The sequence below is a fragment of the Ktedonobacter racemifer DSM 44963 genome (assembly GCF_000178855.1).
In the GTDB taxonomy this organism is placed as follows: Bacteria; Chloroflexota; Ktedonobacteria; order Ktedonobacterales; family Ktedonobacteraceae; genus Ktedonobacter; species Ktedonobacter racemifer.
Genome location: NZ_ADVG01000001.1, coordinates 89,672 through 114,834 on the forward strand (window position 1 = coordinate 89,672; position 25,163 = coordinate 114,834).

21 protein-coding genes and 2 pseudogenes are annotated in these 25,163 nt (G+C 55.8%); 6 read left to right on the top strand and 17 right to left on the bottom strand.

Annotation, left to right across the window (positions count from 1 at the left end; translation table 11 throughout):
- Positions 1-14: 14 nt before the first annotated feature.
- Both KRAC_RS00435 and KRAC_RS00440 read right to left on the bottom strand, forming a co-directional pair.
- Positions 15-413, bottom strand: coding sequence for an ankyrin repeat domain-containing protein (locus KRAC_RS00435; protein WP_007903624.1), 399 nt, complete (start codon positions 411-413; stop codon positions 15-17).
- 89 nt (positions 414-502) lie between these two features.
- Positions 503-1,348, bottom strand: a complete 846-nt coding sequence (locus KRAC_RS00440) for a helix-turn-helix domain-containing protein (RefSeq protein WP_052567816.1) — start codon at positions 1,346-1,348, stop codon at positions 503-505.
- A 676-nt stretch (positions 1,349-2,024) separates the two neighbouring features.
- On the opposite strand from KRAC_RS00440, the gene leuA reads away from it, so the two are divergent.
- Entirely contained in the window at positions 2,025-3,707 is a 1,683-nt protein-coding gene (leuA, locus tag KRAC_RS00445; protein WP_040442612.1) for a 2-isopropylmalate synthase, read from the top strand.
- 16 nt (positions 3,708-3,723) lie between these two features.
- Here leuA and KRAC_RS00450 read toward each other — a convergent pair whose 3' ends face one another.
- On the bottom strand, positions 3,724-4,458 hold the full coding sequence (locus KRAC_RS00450; protein WP_007903633.1) for an HAD family hydrolase: 735 nt from the start codon (positions 4,456-4,458) through the stop codon (positions 3,724-3,726).
- Positions 4,459-4,670: 212 nt separating this feature from the next.
- Positions 4,671-6,359, bottom strand: a complete 1,689-nt coding sequence (locus KRAC_RS60395; RefSeq protein ID WP_007903634.1) for a DEAD/DEAH box helicase — start codon at positions 6,357-6,359, stop codon at positions 4,671-4,673.
- A 989-nt stretch (positions 6,360-7,348) separates the two neighbouring features.
- Here KRAC_RS60395 and KRAC_RS60405 point away from each other — a divergent pair.
- Positions 7,349-7,843, top strand: a complete 495-nt coding sequence (locus KRAC_RS60405) for a class I SAM-dependent methyltransferase (protein WP_274532097.1) — start codon at positions 7,349-7,351, stop codon at positions 7,841-7,843.
- Positions 7,844-7,898: 55 nt separating this feature from the next.
- Here KRAC_RS60405 and KRAC_RS00465 read toward each other — a convergent pair whose 3' ends face one another.
- From KRAC_RS00465 to KRAC_RS00475, 3 genes are read right to left on the bottom strand one after another with little or no spacing between them, the layout of a single operon-like run.
- Positions 7,899-10,253, bottom strand: a complete 2,355-nt coding sequence (locus KRAC_RS00465; RefSeq protein ID WP_007903636.1) for an LUD domain-containing protein — start codon at positions 10,251-10,253, stop codon at positions 7,899-7,901.
- A 53-nt stretch (positions 10,254-10,306) separates the two neighbouring features.
- Positions 10,307-10,879 carry a LutC/YkgG family protein gene (locus tag KRAC_RS60410; protein ID WP_007903637.1) on the bottom strand — a complete coding sequence of 191 codons (573 nt, stop codon included), beginning with the start codon at positions 10,877-10,879 and terminating at the stop codon, positions 10,307-10,309.
- Between the two features lie 30 nt (positions 10,880-10,909).
- Positions 10,910-11,944, bottom strand: a complete 1,035-nt coding sequence (locus tag KRAC_RS00475; RefSeq protein ID WP_007903638.1) for a Gfo/Idh/MocA family protein — start codon at positions 11,942-11,944, stop codon at positions 10,910-10,912.
- Positions 11,945-12,098: 154 nt separating this feature from the next.
- Between KRAC_RS00475 and KRAC_RS00480 the strand changes: the two genes are divergently transcribed.
- Together KRAC_RS00480 and KRAC_RS00485 are read left to right on the top strand one after the other, a co-directional pair.
- Positions 12,099-12,743, top strand: a complete 645-nt coding sequence (locus KRAC_RS00480) for a ThuA domain-containing protein (RefSeq protein ID WP_007903639.1) — start codon at positions 12,099-12,101, stop codon at positions 12,741-12,743.
- A gap of 131 nt (positions 12,744-12,874) precedes the next feature.
- Positions 12,875-13,522 carry a TetR/AcrR family transcriptional regulator gene (locus tag KRAC_RS00485; protein ID WP_007903640.1) on the top strand — a complete coding sequence of 216 codons (648 nt, stop codon included), beginning with the start codon at positions 12,875-12,877 and terminating at the stop codon, positions 13,520-13,522.
- Here the strand turns inward: KRAC_RS00485 and KRAC_RS00490 are convergent.
- Entirely contained in the window at positions 13,431-14,507 is a 1,077-nt protein-coding gene (locus KRAC_RS00490; RefSeq protein WP_007903641.1) for an alcohol dehydrogenase catalytic domain-containing protein, read from the bottom strand. The two genes, KRAC_RS00485 and KRAC_RS00490, sit on opposite strands and share 92 nt — an antisense overlap.
- A 292-nt stretch (positions 14,508-14,799) precedes the next feature.
- Between KRAC_RS00490 and KRAC_RS00495 the strand changes: the two genes are divergently transcribed.
- Positions 14,800-15,624 carry a 3-keto-alpha-glucoside-1,2-lyase-like domain-containing protein gene (locus KRAC_RS00495; protein ID WP_007903642.1) on the top strand — a complete coding sequence of 275 codons (825 nt, stop codon included), beginning with the start codon at positions 14,800-14,802 and terminating at the stop codon, positions 15,622-15,624.
- A 123-nt stretch (positions 15,625-15,747) separates the two neighbouring features.
- Complete coding sequence (locus KRAC_RS00500) at positions 15,748-16,215, top strand: CBS domain-containing protein (protein ID WP_007903643.1); 468 nt, start codon at positions 15,748-15,750, stop codon at positions 16,213-16,215.
- Between the two features lie 175 nt (positions 16,216-16,390).
- Here the strand turns inward: KRAC_RS00500 and KRAC_RS00505 are convergent, their stop codons facing one another.
- The 9 genes and pseudogenes from KRAC_RS00505 to KRAC_RS00545 all read right to left on the bottom strand — a co-directional run bounded on the left by KRAC_RS00505 (position 16,391) and on the right by KRAC_RS00545 (position 25,079).
- Positions 16,391-17,638 carry an NAD(P)/FAD-dependent oxidoreductase gene (locus KRAC_RS00505; protein ID WP_007903644.1) on the bottom strand — a complete coding sequence of 416 codons (1,248 nt, stop codon included), beginning with the start codon at positions 17,636-17,638 and terminating at the stop codon, positions 16,391-16,393.
- A 143-nt stretch (positions 17,639-17,781) separates the two neighbouring features.
- On the bottom strand, positions 17,782-18,846 hold the full coding sequence (locus KRAC_RS00510; RefSeq protein ID WP_007903646.1) for an alpha/beta hydrolase family protein: 1,065 nt from the start codon (positions 18,844-18,846) through the stop codon (positions 17,782-17,784).
- A 34-nt stretch (positions 18,847-18,880) separates the two neighbouring features.
- Positions 18,881-19,036, bottom strand: a pseudogene (locus KRAC_RS75100) (RNA-guided endonuclease InsQ/TnpB family protein); the annotation flags it as partial.
- A gap of 787 nt (positions 19,037-19,823) precedes the next feature.
- Positions 19,824-20,006, bottom strand: coding sequence for a hypothetical protein (locus tag KRAC_RS00520; RefSeq protein ID WP_007903656.1), 183 nt, complete (start codon positions 20,004-20,006; stop codon positions 19,824-19,826).
- A gap of 967 nt (positions 20,007-20,973) precedes the next feature.
- Positions 20,974-21,644 (bottom strand): annotated as a pseudogene (locus tag KRAC_RS64960) (RNA-guided endonuclease InsQ/TnpB family protein); the annotation flags it as partial.
- 43 nt (positions 21,645-21,687) lie between these two features.
- Positions 21,688-22,410 carry an ABC transporter ATP-binding protein gene (locus tag KRAC_RS00530; RefSeq protein ID WP_007903661.1) on the bottom strand — a complete coding sequence of 241 codons (723 nt, stop codon included), beginning with the start codon at positions 22,408-22,410 and terminating at the stop codon, positions 21,688-21,690.
- 4 nt (positions 22,411-22,414) lie between these two features.
- A complete protein-coding gene (locus tag KRAC_RS00535) occupies positions 22,415-23,146 on the bottom strand; it encodes an ABC transporter ATP-binding protein (protein WP_007903664.1) in 732 nt (243 codons plus the stop codon).
- A complete protein-coding gene (locus KRAC_RS00540) occupies positions 23,143-24,204 on the bottom strand; it encodes a branched-chain amino acid ABC transporter permease (RefSeq protein ID WP_007903665.1) in 1,062 nt (353 codons plus the stop codon). Before KRAC_RS00540 ends, KRAC_RS00535 begins: the two co-directional genes overlap by 4 nt.
- Entirely contained in the window at positions 24,201-25,079 is an 879-nt protein-coding gene (locus tag KRAC_RS00545; RefSeq protein ID WP_007903667.1) for a branched-chain amino acid ABC transporter permease, read from the bottom strand. The genes KRAC_RS00540 and KRAC_RS00545 overlap by 4 nt, the downstream gene beginning before the upstream one ends.
- Positions 25,080-25,163 lie beyond the last annotated feature (84 nt).

A 25,163-nucleotide genomic window follows, 5' to 3' on the forward strand; every position in this document is an offset into this window, starting at 1 on the left:
GTCGGGCGGGGATTCTATGCTTTAAGGGATTGCAGAAGCGCCAGAACGGGAGCCGCTTCTTCCCCTCCCGCTTTGGCATGGTCCAGGAGTGAGATACCGTGTGGGCCTTTCGTCTGGGCCATGCCAGGGAAGGCCTGTAAGAGGGTTTGCACAATCTCTACCTGCCCAAGCATAGCCGCCGCGAAGATATCTATGCGTGCCCCATGCTTGAGCAGGTAGAGGGCAATATCTCTCCTGCCCATGTGGGACGCGGCTCCAAGGGCAGTCTCCCAGTCACCTCCGCCCCAATCCCAGGCGGCATTCAATAATGCGGGTTCTTGCGCTAAGAGTTCCTGGACGCGTTGCAAACCGCCATGCGCGTTCGCGACAAACTCATGTACCATCTCCGCGGACAATGCGGGCCTCTTCTCCATTCGTGCTTCTCCAATCATTTTCGATCTATTGATACCGATCAGGGTGAAGCCAGTATCTCATAGCGGAGAGGCAGAATGCTTCTCCAAAATCACCTTTTTGCCTGGCGATAGGCGGATGGTGAACAGCCCAGGCGCTGGCGAAAGAGCCAGCTAAAGGACCCCAGGCTCTCAAAGCCCAGGGAGAAACAGATATCAGTCACCTGGCGGTCGGTGTGCAGAAGCAGGTGCTGGGCGTGCTCCAGGCGAACACCGATGAGGTATTGGTGCGGTGTCTGCTGGAAGACCTGTTTAAAGGTGCGCAGAAAATGCGTGGGGGAGAGGGTGGCGACCGTGGCCAGTTCTGTAATCTCCAGGGGACGATCAAAAAAGGCGTGCATATATTCTCTGGCCAGGTAGAGGCGGTGGTACAACTCCTCTCGCGTTGCCGAGCGTGCCGCAGGCAACGCCTCCATCTCCTTATAGACATTCATATGGACCTGGAGTAAGCTCACTGCCAGGTCGTACATCGTCATGGCCAGGTCTATGGATGAAAACTCATGCTCTGAGGATGCGAGCCGCAAACGTGCCAGGGCAGAGGCTATTTGCTGATCACGGGTGTGCGTACGTTCAAAGAAGTGGAGTTTGCGATCAATAGGCCAGGTTGGCTCATCAAGGAGCGTCTTCATGGGAGTAACCAGGCCACGTTGAGCATCTTCCAAAAAACCTGGCTCAAAGAACACACATAACGACTCGACTGGTTGCTCGGCCTCGATGGCAATCGTATATGGCTGATCCTGATTGACGAGCAAATAACACGTATCATCGACGGCATAGTAGCCCTGCCCGAGCGTGTATAGGGCACGACCCGCGTAAAAGGATTTCAGCGATACATTCCCCTGCCCCTCCCAATAATACTCCCGCGCCTGTTCATGCAAAAGGACACCAGGAAACGTCATAGAGTTACCACCAGTCTGCCAGATACTCTTGACTATTAGCGAACAAACGTCCCAAACGCTCCTCATTATAGCACATCTATCCTCAGCGCTCTTTTTTTATTGACAAATGTTTGTGCTGGTGTTACAGTTAAAGCAAGAAAACAAACAGCGAAGGATTCTACTTTGCACATGACAGATGCCACACAACAATTAAAAGTACATGAGCTTACACTCCCTGGGCTTGGCCTCCTCCTTATGCGGGTCGTCCAGGGTCATATGGTTCATCTGTCGTAAGTGGTTACAACGATCACTCCGTAGAATCAATCATATCCCAGGGCCGTGGACGACCAGAAGATTAAAGCGTCCACGGCTTTTTTGTTGTTGTACAAAGAGACGCAGAAACAGCCGTGATGGATACGATCACGGCTGTTTTTTTAGGCAGAGATTAGGTGAGTCAATGACGACTTACTGGTAGTTCAAGGATGTTCTCCCTGCCTCCTAAGATCTTATTCCGAAACCCAACGTCACTGGCGTGCCTAGCGCTTCGCGCTCAGGGTTTTCGGAGAAGAAGTAAACTTTTTTTATGAGAAGCAGGTGCACAAGCACGACACAATGTTTCATTTGGAGGCATACGATGATTTCGGATCAGATGCGTAACACACAGGTAACCAAAACCGCCGTCAACCGTCACGGGGGGATGCAGCAGGGTTCCGTCATGAAGTACCGCGCATTCCCTCCAATTGAACTGCCCGAGCGTCAGTGGCCCTCACGCTCCATCACCACCGCTCCCACTTGGTGTAGCGTTGATCTACGCGATGGCAACCAGGCCCTACCCATTCCAATGAGTGTTGAAGAGAAGCTGAAACTGTTTGATCTCCTGGTCTCGGTTGGCTTTAAGGAGATTGAGGTTGGTTTCCCCTCCGCCTCGCAGATCGAATTCGACTTTATTCGTCGGCTCGTAGATGAAAATCGCATTCCCGATGATGTGACGGTGCAGGTGATCACCCAGGCGCGCGAGGATCTCATTCGCCGCACCTTTGAGTCCATCCAGGGCATGAAAAAGGTCATTATCCACCTGTATAACTCCACCTCGCCCGCCCAGCGCCGCCTGGTCTTTGGCCTGGATAAAGCCGGTATTATCGATATCGCCACCCGTGGGACACAGCTCATCAAGGATCTCGTACCCACCATTCCAGAGACTCAGGTGATCTTCCAATACTCGCCCGAGAGCTTCGCGCTCACCGAGATCGACTTCTCGCTGGAGATCTGTGAGGCCGTGGTGGATGTCTGGCAGCCCACGCCAGAAGCCAAAATCATCTTGAACCTGCCCGAGACGGTGCAGATTGCAACCCCCAATATCTATGCCGACCAGATTGAGTGGTTCTGCCGCCACATGCGCGACCGCAAGAGCGCTATTATCAGCCTGCATACCCATAATGATCGCGGTACAGGCGTCGCGACAACCGAGCTAGGTTTGATGGCTGGTGCGGAGCGTGTCGAGGGGACCCTCTTTGGCAATGGTGAGCGTACCGGAAACGTAGACATTATTACGGTCGCACTCAATATGTATATGCAAGGCATCAACCCTCACTTGAATTTTGGCGACATCGATGCGATTCGCGCGGTGTATGAGGAATGTACGCGCATGCAGGTTCCCGTACGCCATCCCTACTCTGGCGAACTGGTCTTCACGGCCTTCTCTGGCTCTCACCAGGACGCGATCCAGAAGGGCATGGCGGCCTGGGATGGTGCCCCGGATGCCCTGTGGGAGGTTCCCTACCTGCCCATCGATCCCAAGGATATTGGACGTACCTACGAGGCCATTATTCGCATTAACTCGCAGTCGGGCAAGGGCGGCGTGGCCTATGTGATGGAGAACGAGTTTGGCTTCCAGTTGCCCAAGGCCATGCGTGTCGAGTTTGGCAAGATTATTAACGCCATCGCCGATGCCCGGGGCGATGAGTTGACGCCCCAGCAGATCTATGATGCCTTCGAGCACGAGTATCTCCAGCGCACCAGCCCCTTCTCGCTCGAGGCCTTCCATGCGGAAAAGGCTGGGGCAAGCTCTCCCGACGAGGTGGTATGTCGCGCACGTGTGATCTTGAACGGCGAACTCTACGAGTTGAGCGGAAGCGGTAATGGACCCATCGATGCCTTTGTCCGTGCCCTCAATCAGGCTTCACTGGCCAACTTCACTGTACGCTCCTATACTGAGCACTCGCTCAATCATGGCTCGGATGCTCGTGCTGTCGCCTACCTCCAGATCGAGACCTCTTCTGGACGGACCTTCTTCGGCGCCGCTATCGCAACCAATATCGAACAGGCTTCGATCAAGGCCGTCCTCAATGCCGTAAACCGCGTACAGGCAACGATGGGCTAGCTATTCAGTTGAAGAACTAGCTGGTGAGCTGACTCACCAGTTGGGGCAATGCGGCCAAATGATTGAGGCAAAATGTTCCATTGGGCGCCTCCTGTTCAGTGTTGATGAGCACAGTCATCGCGCCGAGGTCTCTAGCCCAGGCAAGAACGCGTGGGGTGTCGTCGACGATCAAGGCATCGCAGGGCGCGATGCCAGCGTTGGCGAAGAGGCGTTCGTAGTATTCTGGCGTCTCTTTGAGGATGCCGAGCAGGTCGGCGCCATAGAGTCGTCCGAAGTAATCGCGCACACCCATACCCGTCAGGTAACCATGTAGGTGAAGCGAGGATTCGCCTGACGCGGTATGCAGTGTGTATCCTTGAGTGTGTAGCTCGTGGAGGGCCTCGATCACGCCAGGAAAGGTGGCGCGCACCCGAGGGGTGATGTAGGCCTCGGCCTGGCAAGCCAGTTCGATACACGCTTCCTCTGATGGAACCGCCACATTGGCGAGCTGGCACATACCGCCCAGCCAGTCGCACCAGTAGGTGCGCTCAAAGCTGGCATAATCGATTGCAGCTTGTATTCGCGCCTGCCAGTTTGCCGGCCCAAAGATGTCCATCATCAAGACGCGGTTGGCCTCAGCCCAGGCGGCAGATGTGCCTCCGAGTCGGGGCGCGAAAAATTCACCTACCAGGTGTTGCCACTGTGGGCCACGCAGGCGATTATCATTCATCACACCGCCATCGTCCAACAAAATAATGGGTTTTGCTGCCATAGTTGCATCCTTTGCTGTACTACAGGTAGAGCTCTGCAAAGAAGCCTATGGTAGCATAGATAGACATGGGCTTTCAAGAGGTCGTTGAAAAAAAGGGAGAGATCACACCAGCAAGGAGTCGATGAGCGCACGCATAGAGCTGGTAGCAATACGAGTGAGCTGAGAAAAATTCTCAGCTCACTCGTATTGCTACCAGCTCTATGCTAGAAGATTTACCGGCTGGAGATGCGGTCCCGCGTGCGGCGTGCGTCGCTGGAAGCGCCCCCGGATGTACGTTTCCCGGAGCGTGTATCAAAGGAGGAAAACGCGGGCTTCCTGCCTTTGCCCTCACCTTTTCCAACGCTCGAGGGCTTTCCTGTGCCTCTCTTGTATTCTCGGGTCTTATCTGTGGATGATTTCTCAAACGTCGCTGCGCGGCGCTCCTGTCTGCGAGCAGAAAGCTCAGGCTCAATAAAGAGTTCTGCGCGCTTGGTGCGTGCGTGTGCCTGTCCCTCGGTCTCTACAAACACTTCTGTATGCCGGCCACGTGGGCGAGCAGGGCGCTCTGCGTCGGCAAAGGTGTCAGTGCTGCGCTCTGGCTTACGTGCGGAGAACTCATTACGCGTCCGCTCATACGGGCGTTTTCTCGTATAGGCTCCCTGCGTCTCCTGGAATCTGGAGCGCTCCCGCCTGGGACGCTCGTTCAACGTCACCACCTGAGTGTCATCGTCTTCCAGCAGGACCTGCTCGCTATCGCGCTCCTGCTTTCCCTCTGACATTACCATAGGCCGGGCTAGGGCGGCCTCATCATTCAGGACCATTTTTTGCACGGCAACGGGCTGCCCGAAGCTACGTGACATACGTCGCCATTTGCTCATATCGGAGGGCACGAGAAGCGTGACGGCCTTGCCATAGCGTCCCATGCGTCCCGTACGGCCAATGCGGTGCGTAAAGAGTTCGTCGGAGTCGGGAAGCTCATAGTTGATGACCTGGGTAATGCCACGAATATCGAGTCCACGCGCGGCAACGTCGGTCGCGAGCAGCATCTGCACCTGGCCCCGGCGGAATGCCATCAATACATCTTCGCGGGCGCGCTGGCTCTTGTCGCCATGGAAGGTCCCAACGGCAAAACCAAGATTACTAAGCTGTTCTCCCAGTCGTTCGACGCCCATCTTGGTACGGCCAAAGATCAGGCTGATGTCGCCCTGTGTGGAGGCCAGAAGTGTGCAGAGTGCCTCTACTTTCTTGCCCCGCGGCACCTGGTAGACAATCTGTTCAATCGTGCTTTGTACGCCTGCCTCTGGGGTAATCGTTACCTTGACGGGGTCTTTGAGATACTTCTCCTGCAACTTCGCGATCCAGGTAGGCATAGTCGCTGAAAAGAGCGCCATCTGACGATCCTCAGGCGAGGTTTCCAGGATTTGCTCTATCTCGGGTCCAAAGCCGCTATCGAGCATCTGGTCGGCCTCGTCGAGCACACAGATGCGGATGTCGCGCAGGACCAGGTTGCCTTGCTCCAGGTGATCTTTGATACGCCCAGGGGTGCCAATGATAATCTGCGCACCATAGCGGAGGGCGGAAATCTGTTTCTCATAGCGTCGCCCACCCACCAGCAGGGCTGTTGTCAGGCGCCGGGGCGCGGCAAATGTGCTGAGGACTGAATTGACCTGCACAGCCAGTTCGCGTGTGGGAACCAGCACAAGCGCCTGCGCCACGCGTTTATTTTTTGCCAGGCGTTCGATCAGGGGAATGGCATAGGCAAGCGTCTTGCCAGAGCCAGTCGCGGATTGTCCTATTACATCCTTACCAGCCAGCAGGGCTGGAATCGCCTCGGCCTGAATAGGGGTCTGCTCTGTAATCTGCATTGATGCCAGCACCGCACGTGTTGCGGGCTGCAAAGGAAGGTCTTGAAAAGAAGGCATGTTTTATCCTTTCGGCCACTACGCTACTTCGTAGTGTACTCACTCAGGTCATGAAAAAAATGTTGTGAGAGGTCCCCACCCCGGCAGGAGGATCTACCTCCTGTGCCTTCCCCTGAGCCTGGTAATGCTCCACTTCGTGGGTGTTTCTAAACTCCCTGAAGTCACGGTGTCTTTAAAACGTACCAGGAGCGAGCCGTAGGATACAAAAGCAGGGCTGCTTGCTGATATCAAATCAAACGTGTGTGCAGGAAGAAAAATCTAAAGAGGATTGCGGAGAACTCTTCTGCGTCCTTGCTGGGGAACAGGATATACGAGCGGCCTGTCCCATCGCTATAGCCCTTGCAGTGTACCTCTTCTATCCTTATTAGTCAAGTCCGACAGCACATTCGTCCCAGTGCGAGAGCTGACCTGTCCTTTTTACCGGGTCTGTCTGCTGACGAGAACCCGTAATACTACAGGCGCTTTTGCCTGAGTAAGTGCGTATACTCTGAACAAGCGAGATGAAGCATTCATTGCATCATAGTATAAGCAGAAAGGATGACCACCCTTTGAGCCAGACAAGTCTGTATGACACAACCTTCCTTGATAGCATTTCTACGCGGCTTCTCAGGCAGGGGCAGAGGCGGGAATCGCTGGATAACCTGGTGAGTGAGTTGCAATCACTGCACACAACCCTTTCTCCTATTGCCTGGAAAACATTTATTGAGTACAATATGTGTACACATAACATCCTTAGGAACGTACATCAGAATCCCCCTTTCGCAGAGAGCCTATCTGAAGCCCCGGGGGTATGCAGGCGATGCCGTTATGCTGGATTACCTGTATGATGTACCCGATGACGCCTCACTTCTACCCAATGCGACCATAGCTCAGACTATTCATACCTATATCGCCTTGTCAGAGGCTGGGAGAGCTGTGTATACACGCCGCCATCTGCTCGCGCAGAAAATAGATGCAATCGCAGCGCATAACGTCCACGCATCCTCTCTCTGGCTTGTGGACATCTACGCGAGGCCAAAGACAGCCAGGTCGTGCGTGAGGGGAAGGTAGTAGGGCGCTTTGTGGCTGTGGACCAGGACCAGGAGAGCCTGGCCGTTGTCGAACGTGAAGTCGGCATGTACGGAGTTGAGGCTATTAACGCTTCGGTACGCAACGTGCTTACTGGCAAAGCCATCTTTACCAGCTTCGATTTTGTCTATGCGGCAAGTCTGTATGATTACTTGGCCTTGCCGATTGCGCAGCGCCTTACCGAGAAGCTCTTTGCGATGCTTCAGCCTGGAGGACACCTGATCCTGGCGAACTTCTTGCCTGGTATACGCATGGCGGGCTACATGGAGGCTTGCATGGATTGGTGGTTGATCTATCGCACGAAGGACGAGCTTTTACAATGCACGGAGACCCTCCCCGAGCAACAGATAGCCACGCTCTCGCTCTATGTAGATGAGTACCAGAATATTGTCTATATCGAGATTGAACGGAAATAAGAACATGCCAGGGGAGAGGAATGTTGATCCACTCTCCCCCAATACGCCTTGTAGCTTATTGCAAACGCTCGGCGACGACCTCGGCCAGGTGTAGGACGCGCAGGTGTTTCCCCTTGGCATCAACCCCACCACGCAGGTGCATCAGGCAGCCGGGATTATCAGCGATGAGGATCGCGGCCCCCGTCTCTTCCGCATTCTGCAGTTTGTTGTTTAAGAGGCGTTCGGCAACCTCGGGCTGCTCAATTGAGGTCGTGCCGCCAAAGCCACAGCAGACATCTGACTGGGCCATCTCGCGCAGGTCAACGTGCAGGAGGTCCTGCAAGACATGGCGTGCCTCAGAACGCAAGCCCAAACAGTTGCAGGATTGGCAGGAGTCATGATAGGTCACCACGACGTCGCTCGCCTTCTCCTCGCGTACTGGGAGTTGCACGCCGCTGGGGATGACGACGCGATCCATGAAGCCCGCGAAGTCGATGACGCGATTTGCCAGGGCCTGGGTCCGTTTGAGCCAGGTTGTCTCGTGAAAGTCCTCGAAGAGGCGCAGGTAATCCTGAATGATGGTCACGACACAACTGGTCGAGCCACTGAGGATATAGTCGGCTCCGCTCTCCTCCAGCGATTGCTCCAGCGTGGCAATGGTCTGCTTGGCCATACGCAGGCCATTGCGCCGGTCACCGGAGTTCAGCGCGGGCAGGCCACAACAATTCTGCTGCTGGGGGAACACGACATGCACGCCGATGCTCTCCAGGACCTTGATCACGGCCTCCCCCATCTCAGGATAGAGGCGGTCGGTCATACACCCCGCAAAGTAGGACACCGTCACATGCAACTGACCCTGAGTATCGAGGAGTGCACCATGACTATAAGACTCACTGCGGGCCTTGACCCGGTCACGCAGGGGGCGTGGCGCAATGGCCGGAAGGCTGCGCCAGCGCGCCTGGTCAGCGACCCCCTTGAGGAAGGGCAGCTTACCCAGGGGACCAAAGTAGCGCGAGCGCACAAAATGGCTACCCCAGGTCAGGGGTAACTGGCCCCAGCTTCCCAGGCGTGCGCCCAGGTTAAAGAGCCAGGGGCGCGCCATGGCCTCGAAGATAACCCTCTTTATCGGATGCAGACCCTTTTTCTCAGCCACACGATGGCGTACATCCAGAATGAGGCTGGGCAAGGGAATTTCAACCGGGCAGACGGTTTCACAGGCATTGCAGCTCACACAGAGGCTCTGCGGGCCTGCGCCCGCCTCCAGGCCATGGTGGAACGGGGTGACGACCAGGCCAATCGCGCCGCTGTAGATATGGCCAAAGGCATGCCCCCCCACCTGCTGGTACGGCGGACAAATATTGGCGCAGGCGGCACAGCGTATACAGCGCAGGGCATCTTTGAAGTGCGGGTCGGCGCGCATCTCGCTGCGTCCATTGTCCAGCAAGACAATATGCATTTCCTGGTTGGGAGCCGAGGGACCGGTGATAAAGGTTGAATAGCTGGTCATGGCCTGCCCGGTCGCGCTTCTGGCCAGCAGGCGCAGCTGGGTCATGGCGTCGGCGAAGGTTCCCAGGAGTTTATCGCAGCCTGCGATGACGACATGGACCGGCGGGAGCGAAGTCACCAGGCGCCCATTGCCTTCGTTGGTCGTCATCATCACGGTTCCGTTCTCCGCGATGAGGGCGTTGGCTCCGCTCACCCCCATGCCCGCGGTCAGGAAGGACTTGCGATGCTCAGTGCGAATGACCGCAACCTGCTCAGCGACATCATCACGCGAGATCTCGCGTCCGGTGGCCCTGGTCAAAGTCTCGCCTACCTGCTGGCGCGTTTTATGGATGATGGGCATGACCATGTGGGAGGGACGTTCGTGGTCGAGCTGCGCGACCCACTCTCCCAGGTCGGTCTCGATAGCTGTGACGCCTCGCTCCTCTAAATAGGCGTTGAGTTCGATCTCCTCGCTGGCCATGGTCTTGGCTTTGACGACCAGTTCAATTCCTTGACGCTGGCAGAGTTCGTAAATATAGCGGTTGGCATCCTCGGCGGTGCGCGCCTGGTACACGACGGCACCTGCCGCCTCGGCCTGGCTTGTAAAGCGTGCGAGCAGTTCTTCCTGGTGCTCGATGGCGTCGTCTTTGGCCTGGCGCAATTGTGTCCGCAGGTTCGCGAAACTAAACTCATCGCCATAGGCCTCTTGCTCTTGCTGGAAAACTTGCAGACGCGAGGCGCGCCAGTTGGGAGCAAAGCGCTTGAGCGCGCCCTGCAAGTTGGTGTCGTGCAGGGCATGGGTCAGGCGCTCTTCAAATGGCTGGTGCTCGTGGGTTGCGTTGGCCTGCTCCTCGGTCACGACCTGTTGCGGTGTGAGCGTCCCTATCAGCGCGGCTGGCGCTGGCTGAAGGGTATCCTGTTGAGAAGACGATTGTGGCTGCTCCATAAAAACGCTGCTCCGATCTGTGACCACCCACATCATTGTGGTAAAGACAATCGTTAGTTGCTCTCAACGAACAAGACACAAAATACTCTCGGTCCCTGAACACCTATTGTGAGAGTGCGCTCGATATCGGCTGTTCGACTGGGGCCGGTGACCAGGGTCATATGGTGTTGCTGCCCGCTTCCAGGAGTAGAGAGCTGACGCAGGCGCTCGCCCGCGCTCTCCAGCATGGGATAAAGCTCTCGTGCTTGCACCAGGACAAAATGGGCGATGGTCAACATGGTCACAGCACGCGCCGCCAGGTTGTTCTCGGCGACCAGCACCGAACCGGTCTCGGCAATGGCCAGGTGGGCATCTGAGAGTCCGGCGGGCGCGTCGGCGATCTCGCGAGGTCCCTCCGCCTCTTCAAGGGTGATCCCTCGCGCTTCTAACAGAGGCAGGAGCGATCCCCATGGCTCACGTTGTGCGAAGCCTGGAGGAAGCATGATGAGCTTCTCAGTCAGCGCGGGATGCTCCGCGATCAGGCGGGCGGCCTCTTCGAGAGAGCCTGCATAGTGTGATTCGCCGCCTGCCGCGCGTAGGCGACGCTCAAATTGGCTGTAGAGAGTTTGTTGCTCTTGAATCTGCATGCGTTCCTCTTCTTTGGCTACCTTCTTGCGCTACCAGGAAACGGCGACACGCTTGCCGCTTTCAGCGCTTTCAATGGCGGCAAACACCATTGCCAGGCTTTTTATGTTATCTGTGCCACTGGTCTGGGGCGCTCGTCCCTCGCGTACACAGGCGACAAAATCCCTGATCGCACTGGAGTGTCCTTGTGTCCGCTCTGTGCGCTCTACAAGGTCTGGCTCGACATCGCGAAAGGTGGAGAGAAAGCCCCCTGTCTCCTGGACCTGCTGGACCCGTACGTCTTTTCCTCCATCCCAGGTTATGCTTCCACGCTGGGCAATCAAACGCCAGTCGCTCTCCCAGGTGGTCGCCAGGCCTTCCGCGCACCAGCTCCCACGATAGGTATACATCAATCCGCCTGTCATCTCAAAGATGGCGATTGCGGAGGCGTCATGATCGTACCAGGAGCCGGCAGGATTCCACTCGTGGCAGTAGACGGAGACGGGATCGGCCCCGGTCAGGAAGCGCGCCGCGTCAAAGGTATGGATGGCCATATCCAGGAGCAGGACATGGCGCATTTGGTCGCGAAAGCCCCCGAAATGCGCGCCAATATAGAAATCGCTATTGACCGTAGTAAGCGCTCCCAACTCGCCCGAGGCCAGAGCGTGGCGTACACGCAGGATATTCGCATCATAGCGCCGGTTCTGCATAACCGCGAAATATCTCTCAACGCGCTTCGCGGCCGCCACCAGGGTGCGCGCTGCCTCTAGTGAGGCGGCCAGTGGCTTCTCACTCAGCACATGACAACCTGCCTCTAGCGCCTGTAGGCTTGTTTGCAGATGAGCTTCCGGGATAGTGCAATTAAAGACAATATCGGGGCGTGTACGCTCCAGGACCTCGCCCAGATCCGTACCAATCAAAGCCTGTGTCAACTGCAATTCGCGCGCCCTGGCATGCGCGGCCTCCTCATAAATATCGACCAGTCCTACGACCTCGACGTCAGCAAGCTCGGTCGCGGTCTGGAGCCAGGCACGACTCATGGCACCGCATCCGACCAGCACAATGCGCAACATATCTTTCTGCTCCATGACGATTCCTTTCCTCCCTTTTACTTGCAATTATATCCTCTCTACAGGTTGCTTGCCCAGGGGTTCTCGGGACATAATAGCAGTAACACGTCAAAATGTGGAGGCTCTGATCTGTACCAGGTCAGAGTCCGGACCATAAGAAAGGACTTCTTTAATGAAATCAGCATTACTTGTCTGGGGTGGATGGGAAGGTCATGAGCCAGAGAAGGGCGCGGCCCTCTTCGCGCCCTTCCTGCGCGAGCAGGGATACGAGGTTGAGGTCTCCGACACGCTGGATGCATATTTAGACGAAGCCAAAATGCAGCAACTCGATCTCATTGTACCTATCTGGACCATGGGAACGATTACCCCTGAACAGGAACAGGGCCTGTTACGTGCCGTCCAGAGTGGCGTTGGCATCGCGGGCTGGCATGGCTGCATGGCCGACTCCTTCCGCAACAGCACAGAGTATCAATTTATGGTTGGCGGCCAGTGGGTCGCGCATCCCGGCAATATCATTGACTATGAAGTCAACATCACTCACCATGAGGATCCCATTACTGCCGGCTTGCAAGATTTTCACATGCATTCAGAACAGTACTATATGCACATTGATCCCATCAATGAAGTTCTGGCCACAACCACCTTTAGCGGCGAGCATGCCCCCTGGATCGCGGGCAGCGTCGTGCCAGTGGTCTGGAAGAAACGCTGGGGCCAGGGACGCGTCTTCTACTCCTCTCTAGGACATGTTGTCAGTGACTTTGAGGTGCCTGAGGTTCTCGAAATCATGAAACGCGGCATGCTCTGGGCCAGCCGCTAAAGCGGTGGTGTGCTACTGACGTACGCGCCTACGCCTCTGGCCCAGAGGCGTAGGCGCGTACGTCAGTAGCACACCCAGGCCTTTTTCTGATACAATCACCCTGTAGCCGAAGAGGAAGAGAGGTGTTACCTATGCCAGTCGAAGGGCGCTCGATGCGCGAAAATATTCTCGCAGCCGCGGTCCAACTCTTTGCCGAGTATGGATATCACGCCGCGCCCCTGCGCGATATCGCTCGCCTGGCGGGAATTCAGGCGGCCAGTATTTATCATCACTATCCCAATAAGCAATCGCTGCTGGTTGAGATTATGGAGACGTATATGAAGCGTCTGAACAGCCAGCTAGAGACGCTCCTGCGTACCTATGATGATCCCCGTGAGCGCTTGCGTGAGGCCATCGCCAATCATATCCGCCTGCATACCAGCAACAAGGCCGAATTCTTTATCATTGATACCGAACTTCGTTCCTTGGAGGGCGAGCAGCGGGCGCACATTGTCGAGCTACGCGATATCTATGATCACCTGCTTCAGGGCATGCTCCAGAATGGGATGGAGCGCGGTGTCTTTCGTCCCAGCGATACCAAGGTTACATCCTATGCTGTTATCGCCATGTGTACACAGGTCTCGTCCTGGTTTCACCCCGGAGGACGCCTGAGCGTGCAACAGGTCATTGATATTTACTACCAGATCATCAGTCAGGGCTTACTGCTCCATCCAGAAGGGACGCGAAGGCTGGAGGAATCAGTGCATACTTTACCCCCTTCTTCTGCGTTAGGAGATTGATAGCCTCCAGGGCAGCATGAAGGGGCAGGCGCCGGGTCACCAGGGCCTCCACATCTATCTGACGTTCAGCAATCAGGTGCAGTGCCTGTGCGTAGTAGCTCGGGGTATGATGAAAGACGCCCTTGATGGTAAGCTCGCTATAGTGCAGGGGACGCGTTTCCAGGGCCACCTGGGTGCCCGAGGCACACCCCCCAAAGAGGTTGACCAGGCCGCCAGGGCGTGCCAGCCGGGCCGCCAGTTGCCAGGTCTCGGGTGTGCCAATGGCCTCGATGACCACGTCGGCACCTCGCCGCTCCTCCGTCTGGTCGCGTACCGCTTCATATTGCTCTTGCGGCGTCATGCCAGTGACATCGATCACACATGCGGCGCCAAAATAGGTTCCCAGGCGCAAACGCTCCTCACCCCGGCCCGTGAGTACAACTCGCGCGCCACATAGCGTCGCGGCGGCGGAGAGCAGGAGGCCAAGTGGACCTGAACCCAATACGATGACGGTATCTCCCGCGTGAATATCGCTGGCTCCAACGCCGTGGAGAGCACAGGCGAGGGGTTCAGCCAGGGCCGCCGCGATAAATGAAGTCCCTGCCGGGAGGGGATAGAGGTTATGCTCAACGATGCGCGCTGGCATCAGCAGGTATTCGGCGTAGGCGCCATTGAGGAGTAGCAGGTCTTCGCAGAGGCTATAGCGACCACGCTTACAATAGAAACACTGGTAGCAGGGGGCCGAGTTGGCCACTGCGACGGCGCCACCTTCACGCACCTTTGTCACACCGGCGCCTGTTGCGGCGACCGTGCCAGAGACTTCGTGTCCAAAGCCTGCCGGCGTCTGACGAAAGAGCAGGGGATGTCCCCGGCGAAAGGTTTTGAGATCGGTGCCACAGGTCGTGGCTGCCGCGACCTGGAGCAGGACCTCGCCTGGCCCTGGCTGCGGAATGGGACGCTCCTCCAGGCGTAGATCGCCCGGCGCGTAAAACATGGCTGCCAACATGAGTGTATCACTCGACTTTCTCTGGCTCTTGATGAGAGGTGTATGTTTCTATCATATGGCACCAGCACCTTCCATCTCAAGGGGGAAGCACATACGAAAAAATTACTACTAGCCAAAAATACGAAACAATCTGCGCTACAATACGTCTTTATATATGCACGTTGAGAGAATCCCATGGACTGGAGCCAGTCCCCCCACCTGGCAAAGAGACAGGCTACAAGATTGATAAAAAAGGAGTCGCGCAGCTTCCTGCGCGCAGGTTGTGAGTATGCCGTTACAGAGAGAGAGAGACATGATAGGCGAAGAAACTCAACAAGAGCAGACAGCGCACTCCAACACACGACGCAGACACATGCTCACTATCGCGGGTCTGATGGGTATCTTGTGCCTGGCCCTGTTGCTCACCGTAGGTGGCCTGTATCTCTTTCCCGCAGGCAACCATACCCAAAGCGCGCCAACTCCGACCCCGACGCCCTCCCCCTCACAGGCCCAACTCACTGCCACCGCGATGGCGTCACGCCATTTATTTATCGATGATTTTACGGATAAAAACACCTACAAAGACTGGTTCACAGGTTCGACGCAGGACTATGAGCGGCAAATTGGGCAACAGGGCTTGAGCCTGACTGCGCTCAATCACAAGGTCCTCATAGAAAGCCTGCCTCCCAGCCGCAATTTTGATGATTTTCAATTGACAACCGAGTTTACGTTTCAACAGGGGGACGCCGACGACAGCATCGGCATTTATTTGCGCGGTGATGGAAATCTAGATCATGATTATCGCATTGACATTCATGGGAATGCCACCTATAGCATCGTCAAGGAATCCTGGGATACCAAAAGCCAGAGCGCACACAACGACTACCTGGTTCCAGATAAGGTAAGCCCTCACCTGCACCCCATGGGAAGCAAAAACACGTTGACCGTCTCATTGCAAGGCTCTTCCCTCTCCCTGGCACTCAATGGTAACCAGGTGGAGCAGATTGAAGATGCAAGCTATACCAAGGGGCAGATTGCACTCTTCGTCCACAACGGCGCAACCTCGTCACAGGCGCGCGCCCTCTTTAGCAAGGTCGTCGTGGACCCCCTACCTCCTCTCCCAACCCCCACTCCCTAAGAGGTGCTCACGCTGCCAAACACCCTGAAGAGCGACGCAGGCGCGAAAAAACTCAGCGGCATGTTACAATAGAAACAAGAGATGGCTGTTTCGCGATGGGTTACCAGAAGGAGACAAACATCGATGAAGGTTCGCAATGTAATGACTAGGGATGTCATTGTGGTCAATGAAGACCAGACAATGCAACAGGCAGCTCACCTTTTGTCTGAATACAAAATCAGTGGGATGCCTGTGGTAAACAGCGACAACGTTATCGTGGGAATCGTTACGGAGTTTGATGTTATTGCCAGAAAAGGGCAACTGGTGCGCGATATCATGACGCGAAGCGTCATTACCGTCAGTGAGGAGACCGAACTGGAAGAGGTCAGTCGGATTCTCGTCCATGAGCGCATTCGTCGCCTCCTGGTTGTGAGTCGAGGGCGGCTGGTGGGCATCATCAGTCGTGTGGACCTGGTCAAGGCTGTCGCGGCACACTGGTTCTGCCCCATCTGTGGCGAGGTCATGCGCGCGCTTGAGCCACCTACAGCCTGTATGCGCTGTGGCGCCCAGGCATATGCCAGTATGACCGAACCGGTAGCACCCGGCTTTTAACGATTTCGAACGGCTTCGAACGGCTTCGAAAAGCCGAAGCTCACACGTTTCATCACGCCTTCATCGCGTCACAGCCACGAGGTATTGTTTATAGTCAGGCGCATTTTGTACTCCATGTATAGCATATAGAACGCATCCGTGGTGAAGACTCTTGCCACGGATGCTCTTTTTTTGCTCAGGAGAGAAGCGTCGAGCGCTTCAGGCGGAAAGGCTCAAGCGCGGCGGCACGCCGTGGCTGACCGAGCGACTCCGCCAGGAGTTGGCCCACGCGCATGGCAAAGGGCATACCATGTCCTGTAAAGCCACCTACCCCCCAGACACTGGGCAGAGCTGGCTCTTGATCAATAATGGGGATGTAATCTGGGGTAAAGGCCATCGTTCCGCCCCAGCGCTGCGCTACGCGCAGGTGCGCCAGGTCGGGAAAGAGCGTAGGAATCACTTGCTCAAGGGCGCCCTGCACCTCGGGCGAGGTCGTCTGCTCACGTACATTCACATCACGTCCAGGTGCTACGGCCCGGCAGCCGCCAATGACGATAGACCCATCCAGGGTCTGCTGCCCATATTCCTCGCTTGGCGTGAACGCGGCAAAGATCCCAGACTCAAAAATGCGCTGGGGAACCGGCTCATAGGCCAGCATCTGCCCGCGAATCGGTGTAATCAAGGGACGGAATGCGGGCAAGAGATCGCCCACCCAGGCGTTGGTCGCCACGACCACCTGCCGGGTACGTATGCTTCCCGGTGCCGCCCGTACCACGACGTCTTCACCCTCGCTCGCCAACTGCTCAACCTCGGCCTGGAGGAAGCGTGCCCCGTGGCGTTGCGCCGCTCGCGCCAGTTCATGCACCAGGCATGCCGAATGCACCAGCCCACCCTGCGCCCACAAGGTCCCTCCCAAAATACGCTCACCCAGGCGTGTGTGGATACGCTCCTGTACCTCCTGGCGCGTCAACACCTGTACCTCGTACCCATCGGCCTCCTTGGTAGCGGCGGCGTGTACCAGGCCCTCCAATTCCTGCTCACTCAATGCCAGCCCGATATGGCCAGTTTCACGGTACTGGCAATCAAGCTGCTCTTCGACTATGACCTGGCGCAAGAGCGCCTGATTCTCCAGGGTGAGGCGCAGAATCGCCTGCGCGACCTGAGCGCCATGGCGCTTGATAGCGGAGGGATAGCCTTCCGCGAGGCCGATGGCGACAATACCCCCATTGCGACCCGTCGCGCCGTAAGCCAGGTGCGCGCGCTCCAGCAACACTGGCGCTCTGCCTGCCCTTGCCAGCCAGTAGCTGAGCGCGACGCCAACGATGCCGCCTCCAATAATTACGATATCAGCATCAGCAGGAAGCTGACTCTCAAGCGGCAGCGCCTCTACAGTTTGCTGCCAATAGGAAATAGATGTGTGTTCGGGGTCCACTGGGGTTTGCAAGCGGCCTACTCCTTCCTCATGAGCGCGAGCGGCTCTGACTCATCAACAGTCATCATGCCACAAGCATATGGCACTAGCGCCCCCTCGTCAAGGGAAGGTGCAACCGGTATGATGGATGACACTGTTCTATACGCGCCTCCCCGCTAACTCAACTGCTTCCGCATCCAGTCCGCCTGCTGTGGGCGATGCTTATAGGGGATGTTGTTGCAGACGTGATTCCCATCCGCAAAGAACCAGAGTTCGGCGTTTGCTCCGGCCTCGGCCGCAATACGCTTTCCATGTTCTGGAGAAACCAGCCCATCCTGCCCTCCCTGAATGGCGAGCAATGGACATTGCACGCGTTCCGCAACTCCTTGCAGGGAGAACTGTTCCAGTCTTTTGACTGCCTCTTCCTCGCTTGCTGCTTTGAGACGAAAAACCATGGCATCGCGACTGAGCTGTGGGCGTCCGCGAAAGTTCTCAAGCTGATTGTAGGCGCCACAATTTTCAATTGTCGCCTTGACGCGCTTTTCAAAGGCCGCGGCCCGCACAACGTAATGGCCTCCAAAACTCACTCCCATCAAGCCCACACGCCTGGCGTCTACATCTGGTCGACGCTCCAGGTAATCAATCGCATAGCGAATGGGTACCTCATAGTCATGACGCATGGCGTGCTCAAACTCCATCTCGCCCTGACCAGGGCCATCAATGGCGAGGACCGCCATCCCGCGTCGCAGGAAGTCCTCGCCGTAAACATGCAATTCCTCTTTCACTGAGTCCAGACCTGGCACCAAAATGACAACAGGAGGGTGAGGCGCATACCAGGGTTTGCGCAAAATACCATACATCGTGGCGCCACCCTCATAAGGAATGGAGACCCGCTCGCCGGGAAAGAGGAAGTATGGCAACGCGTGCTGATAGTCACGCACCACATGCTCATGGGCGTTCCGCAGTTGTCGCGTATCCTGGACAAAGAGATACTTCCCAAAGTGATAGCACATGGCCGCTCGGAAATAGTGCTCACCTGCTGTCTCATAATATCCTCTGGTTTCAGCGTCGGCGCCCAATTGTTCGTGTATGGCGCCGCAGTCGGCCCATGTCTGACACCACGCATCCCATCTCTCAATACTGTTCGTAACCCGTGTGAAATCATTGACGTCAATGCCATTGGCAACAAAGCGAGGCGCCCAGTTTGTAATGGCGCTTTGAACGCGTGCGTCTCTCTCCATCTCACGCTGCCTTTCTAAAACTACTCAAATGTGCTCACACACACTCGAATAGGCTCAATTGCTGCGCTTGACCCTCACAGGAAGCCCCCATGACTTCTACGCCGCTTTGGGTCGCCTGCAGCACACCGCACTCAGGACCAGCCTGAGTGTGTGGCCCTCGCCGGGCAAGGAACCTCATCAAGATGTTGTAGAGTAGACGGTAAGCGAGGTTCCTTGCGGACCTTTTCCTGCCGTCCCTCCCCAAACCGTGCTTGCGAGTTTCCCCGCACACGGCTTTCCAGTTTCTTACTGCTTCGTGGAGGTAGGCATTACGCATCTCGCGTACCACTCCGTTCACAGTAGTACTCCCTGTTTCCCTTCCCCATGTCTCAGGCATTACCCTGAGCGTTTGAGGTAGGGTAAGAGGCCAAGTCCCGATTGCTCGGGAGCATCAACCCCTCCCCTCCGAACTCCACGTGCACCCTTTCGATGCATGAAGCTCTCCAGAGGCCAGTGTCTTTTCAACACCACTCCCACAGTGGTCTTCTGACACATCCGTGTCAACCACCATTTTTGAGTGTGGCCTCCTGCAACCCTTTGCTGGGTACATACCCAACTCGTATGGTCGCTCCGTCACCATGCCCCTTACGGGGTTTAGGCGATCCCTTAGTTCCATCAAATGTCTCAGTCTGTACGTAGGTGCCCATTTCGTCATTTCCCTCTCCGTGAGGGCTGGCTCCAACGAGAGCTTGTAGGGAAAGTAGTACCGTTCCCCTACACGTTGGACACAGGCGATAGTCCCTTCTCCTGTGGGCTGCTCCATTTCCGCCGTGACTTGAATTCAGCCAATCAAGACTTCACCCTATACAGCTTCACTGATGAGCCTCTGGCTCCTGGGACTGGAGCTTCACTCACCTTTGACACGACATGCTATTTTCCCCCCACGCCTTTCGGGTGAAGGTGTCCCCGCTCTCTATGAGAACGGGTAAGTCGCTGTGTTACTCACCTTGCTCTAGTGAGCTTACCCCGACGGGTAAGGGAGACATTTGTGGCACAAAGGCGATGAAGTAGACCGCCAGCGAGGTACTGATGCTGTCCCGACCTGCCTGATATTTCAGGTGGTTTCCTGGACTCAGCCCTTTTCCAACGGTCTCTTCCCGAACCCAGCGGGCCACTTTCATGGCACTGTAGCTCTCCAGAACCCTTTGCCTCGTTGCGCAAAGATCGTGTGGCCCATCCAGGCCAACCTCTGCCGCTGAGACGAGTTCCTGGGACCCTTCGCCCTGTCTGTGTCTTTCTCACAGGCCCCGGCGGAGCGTGACTTCCGCGACTACTTCGGTCCCTCTGTACCCATACACCTCGCGGTGGTTAGGGCAACCCCAAGTTGCCTCCAAGAATCTCAGTTCGTGCTCCAGGTGTCCTTTACGTCTTTTCCCGTTCCGTACGGGTAGGCTTCGACGGAAGCTTTGCAGGGAAGTAGTACCGTTCCCGGCAACGTCGAACACAGGCGCTAGTACCGTGTCCTGTGGGCTGCCCCAATTCCGCCTTGACTGGGCTTCAGACAATCAGTCTTCACCATACACGACTTACCTGATCGGCCTCTGGCCCCTGGTACTGGGACTTCACCGACCTTCCTGACAACATGCTACGGTCCCCTCATATCTTTCGACTGAAGGTAAGTTGCTGGTTTATCCACTTCGCTTCAGTGGACTCACCCCGACGGGTGAGAGAGGTTCTTGTGCCACATGGGCGCACCACTACTATGAAAACTCCGTCGCCTTGAGCCTCTCGGCTTTTAGGCGATCCCGTATTTGCGCACATGAGACGTTTAGTGCGTTTAGGTGCCCATTTCGTTTCCTTCAACCAGTTCCTTACTGGTCGTCTGCTGGAGAGAGCTTCCGTACTCGCCGTCAATGAAGTACGTAATCCAAGCAGCGTCACTACAGGTATGGTGTGACGGGCCAATAGTTAGACCACTGGAAACTTGGGTTCAGCCAATACAGGTTTCACCATACGCACAGGACTTGCGGTGCATCACGTTACATACCTTCACGTTTAACCGCGTTCCCAACATGCTTCTTTCCCCTTTGAGTTTTCCCGCTAGGTAGGTTGGGTGTCCTTGAGGCATTACTCTCAGCCTCACTCCTTTCAAAGGAGGATCTCACGTGTGCCGAAACGGCGCACGACGGCGCTATTGTCGTCTCGATCCATGCTGAGTCCACATTCCGCGCATGTATACGTTCGCTTCCACAGTGGCATGGCTTGCAAATTCCCACAGCCACTACACTGCTTGGACGTGTTGCGCTCGTCTACGAATTGAAGCTCTTTCCCATACAACTGACATTTATATTTGAGTATCTGAACAAAGGCATACAAGCCCCAGTCATTGTACACTGCCCGATTGAGGGCCTTCTTGCGCTCCTGATGCTCTTTCATGACCATTTGTCGTTGGGAAAGATCTCCTACTACGACAGTTCTCTCAACCAATCGTCGTGCGATAAGATGCGATGCCTTTTTTTGTTACGCTTCCTCTGCGAAACGCGTTTATACACCTTGCTCAAATGAAGGTAGCGACGAGATTTCTTCTTGCACTTACTGCGTTTTGAGCGAAGTTTATCCAATTGTTTATTGTACCAACGTGAACCTTTGAACCCGCCAATATGATAGGTTCGGCCCTCTTCATTGACGCCAGTTGCCAACGTCTTGATGCCCAGATCGAAGGCCACGGTATCGCCATCACGTTTGGCTTCCTCAGGCTCTCGATAGCTGAAGGAGGCATAGTAGTTACCCCTGCCATCGCGACTAATGGCTACCTCTCGAATCTCACGCTCCTTTATGTATGCGCTTGCCAGCACCGTCTGCTCAGGTATTCGAAAGAGTCCCGCCCAGGTACAGGCGCGCAATTTCGGGATTGTTCAGGACTTCGGTGTGTGTTCCCGTCAAACGCACTTGCCCGTTTTCCAGCACAATACCCTGATTCGCCAGGCTCAGGCCAGTGCGTGCGTTCTGCTCTACCAGCACAATTGTCCTGCCGTTGCTCTGTAAGAGGCGAATCGTCTCGATGACGTGTTTGAAGGTATGGGGATCGAGGCCCATCGATGGCTCATCCAGCAGGATGATGCGTGGATCAAGCATCAGGCAACGCGCGAACTCAACCAGGCGTTGCTGCCCTCCCGATAAGCTCCCAGCCTTCTCACGTGCTCGCAGTTTGACAAGCGGAAACAACGCTTGAATTTCTTGCAGGCGGTTCCTGATTAGCCGGGCATCCTTGAGCAGGTAGGCCCCAAGTTCGATGTTCTCATGCACGGTCATGCTGGGAAAGAGGCTATGGCTTTGTGGGACCTGTACGATACCTAGAGTCAGGATCTGGCGTGGCGAGAGGCCTACAAGCGAGCGCCCATCGAAGGAGATAGCACCTTTCCGTGGCTTCAACAGGCCACTAAGTACCCGCAAGACCGTCGATTTTCCCGCGCCATTTGGCCCGACGATACAGGTCGTAGTTCCTTGCTCTATAGCGATATCAACCCCTTTGAGAATGTCGCCCCCATCGTAACCAGCATAGACATCACGAAGTTGTAGTAGCATCTTCTTAGTCTCCCAGATAGGCTTGTAGAACGTCGGGATTAGCTCGCACCTCCGCTGGCGTTCCCTCGGCAATGCTGGTTCCACGGTGCATGACCGTAACCCGGTGGCATAATTCCATCACGAACTCCATATTATGCTCGACGATCAGGAAAGTAACACCTCGTTGATTGAGGGTACGAATACGATCGGCCAGGTAATTGACCATGGTGGGGTTGACTCCTCCTGCTGGCTCATCCAGGAGAATTACCTGTGGTTCTGCAATCAGGATAAAGGCGAACTCCAGTAATTTCCGTTGCCCAAAGGACAGATTGCCCGCGGGCAAATCCTTGAGCGTGTGCAAGCCCACAAACTCCAGCAGTTCGAGTGCGCGTTGCCGCTCATGAGATGCGCTCCACCAGCGAAACATTCCCCTGAGATCTGTGCGTTGCACGGCCACGTGCATATTTTCAAGCACCGTGAGACGCGGAAAGATACGCGTCAATTGAAAGGTGCGCCCTATCCCCAGGCGAAAGATAGTGTCAGGTGCTTTATTCGTGATATCCTGGGCCTGGAAACGCACCTGCCCACTGTCAGCCCGCTCGTAGCCAGTAATAATATTAAACAACGTGGTCTTTCCTGAACCATTGGGACCAATCAGCCCGGTAATCGTCCCCTGCGTCACCGAGAGCGAGCACGTGTCCAGGGCCTGAATGCCGCCAAAGGCTTTGTGCATATCCTGGATTTCTAAGCAATTCATAGATTGGCTCCCTCTTTCGTTTCCACCTCCGGGCTTCCATCTTCCCCTGCTGTAGGCCTATGACGCGCTATGCTCATCGTGCGATCTCGTTCCTGCGCTCGCACGGCCTGAAATCTGCTCCACCGCGCCTGGAGCGAGGGGACAATGCCCTGGGGCAAAAGCAGGATCACCACCAGGAAGAGTGCGCCATAGACGATCAGATAGTAGCCGTTTTGCCCGTACGCCAACGCAAAATATTGCTGCGTTGGTTCCAGGATCAAGGCCCCCAGGAGCGGACCCGTAATGGTGCCCAGCCCCCCGAGAAAAGCCATCAAGGCGATGGCAATATCGAACATGGGATCAAAGGCCGTCGCGGGATAGACCGCTTCGACAAAATACGCCCAGATGGCGCCCGCCATCCCAACGATCAACGCGGCAAGCGCAAAAGCGAGCAACTTGGATATTCCAGTCTTTACGCCCAGGCCAAGCGCGCGATCCTCGTCATCGCGAATTGCCAGCAGGCCCAGCCCATATTTTGAGTGGCGTACTCCCCAGGAGATCGTCAGCGTTAGCAGAAGCAGCGCCAGTGTGACATAGTAGAAGGGAATATTAAAGAAATCACCGCCCCAATCGAGGGGAATGGGGAGACTGAGACCCGTAGAGCCTTTCGTAAGCCAGGAGAGGTTAAAGGCCAGTAACTGGATAATAAAAAACATGGCAATCGTGATCACCACAAAGGTATGGCGCCGTACACGTAATGCAATCCAGCCCAGGGGGATGGCAATCAATGCCGCAATGACCCCTGCCAGGGGGACCAGGAGAAAGGGTTCGTAACCACCGGCAATATGCCAATCCTGGCAGAGGATAGCTAGTGTATAGGCACCCAGGCCAAAGTAGGCGGCATGGCCCAGGGCAATATAGCCCGTATACCCGGCGAGAATATTCCACCCACTGGTTGCGACCGCGAAGATGAGCGTGAAGACCGCGATTGTAGTCACGGTAGGATCAGAGAAGAGGAGTGGGAAGGCACAGGCAAAGACCAGGAGTATCCCCCCTCCCACAAACGTGGCGATCCTCATTGCTTTCTTCCTTCCCTTCGTCCAAACAATCCCTGGGGGCGCAACACCAGGATGAGCACCAGCAGGAGAAAGAAGACGGTATTGGCCCACACCGGGGACCAGGTGACGGCGGTAACGTCCTCGATCACCAGCATGCCGACAGAGGCTGCAAGGGCACCGGTTAAACTCCCCATCCCTCCAAAGATAATAATCGCGAGCAGGCGCGAGATCAGGTCATAGGCGCTCCCTGCGTTGAAAGTATTGGTCGCGCCAAAGGCCATGCCCCCGGCGGCAGCTAGCGAGATCCCAATGCCGAAGGTAATCATCGAGACGTACTCGACATCGATGCCAATCAGTTCAGCCGCTGTCCGGTTCTCCATAGCCGCGCGCATACTGCGTCCAAAGCGCGTACGGTAGAGCAGCAGATAGAGCGCTCCCAGCAGCAGCACCGCCAGCAGGAAGCCAAACACATAAATGTAGGAGAGATAGAAATTGCCTATACGAAAAGATGCAGTTACATACCAGGCATGTAACTGGACATAGTCCGCTGAGAAGAGCAGGTTGAGGATGCCTTCGATGATGAGGGCAATGCCAAACGTTACCAGGATAGACAACATGGTGCGATCCCGCTTGATCGGGCGAATAAAGAGCCACTCAAGCACGATGCCCAGGAGAAACAGGCAGGGCATCGTGATGAGTAAGCCCAGGAATAAATCGATGTGTAGCTGTTGCTCCAGAACATAGCTCAGGTACGCTCCCAGGATCACAAGCGCCCCCTGCCCGATATTGATAATATCCATCACACCAAATACCAATGTCAGCCCCGATGCCATTAAGGCATACACGCCACCCGTTAAAATTCCCGTAATGATGGCCTCTATAATAATGCCGACCATACAGCCTCCTTCTATGGGCTGGAAGATGGGTAATCCCTCCCCTGTTAGCGCAAGCGTTATCAGGGGATAAAGCATCTGTAGAGA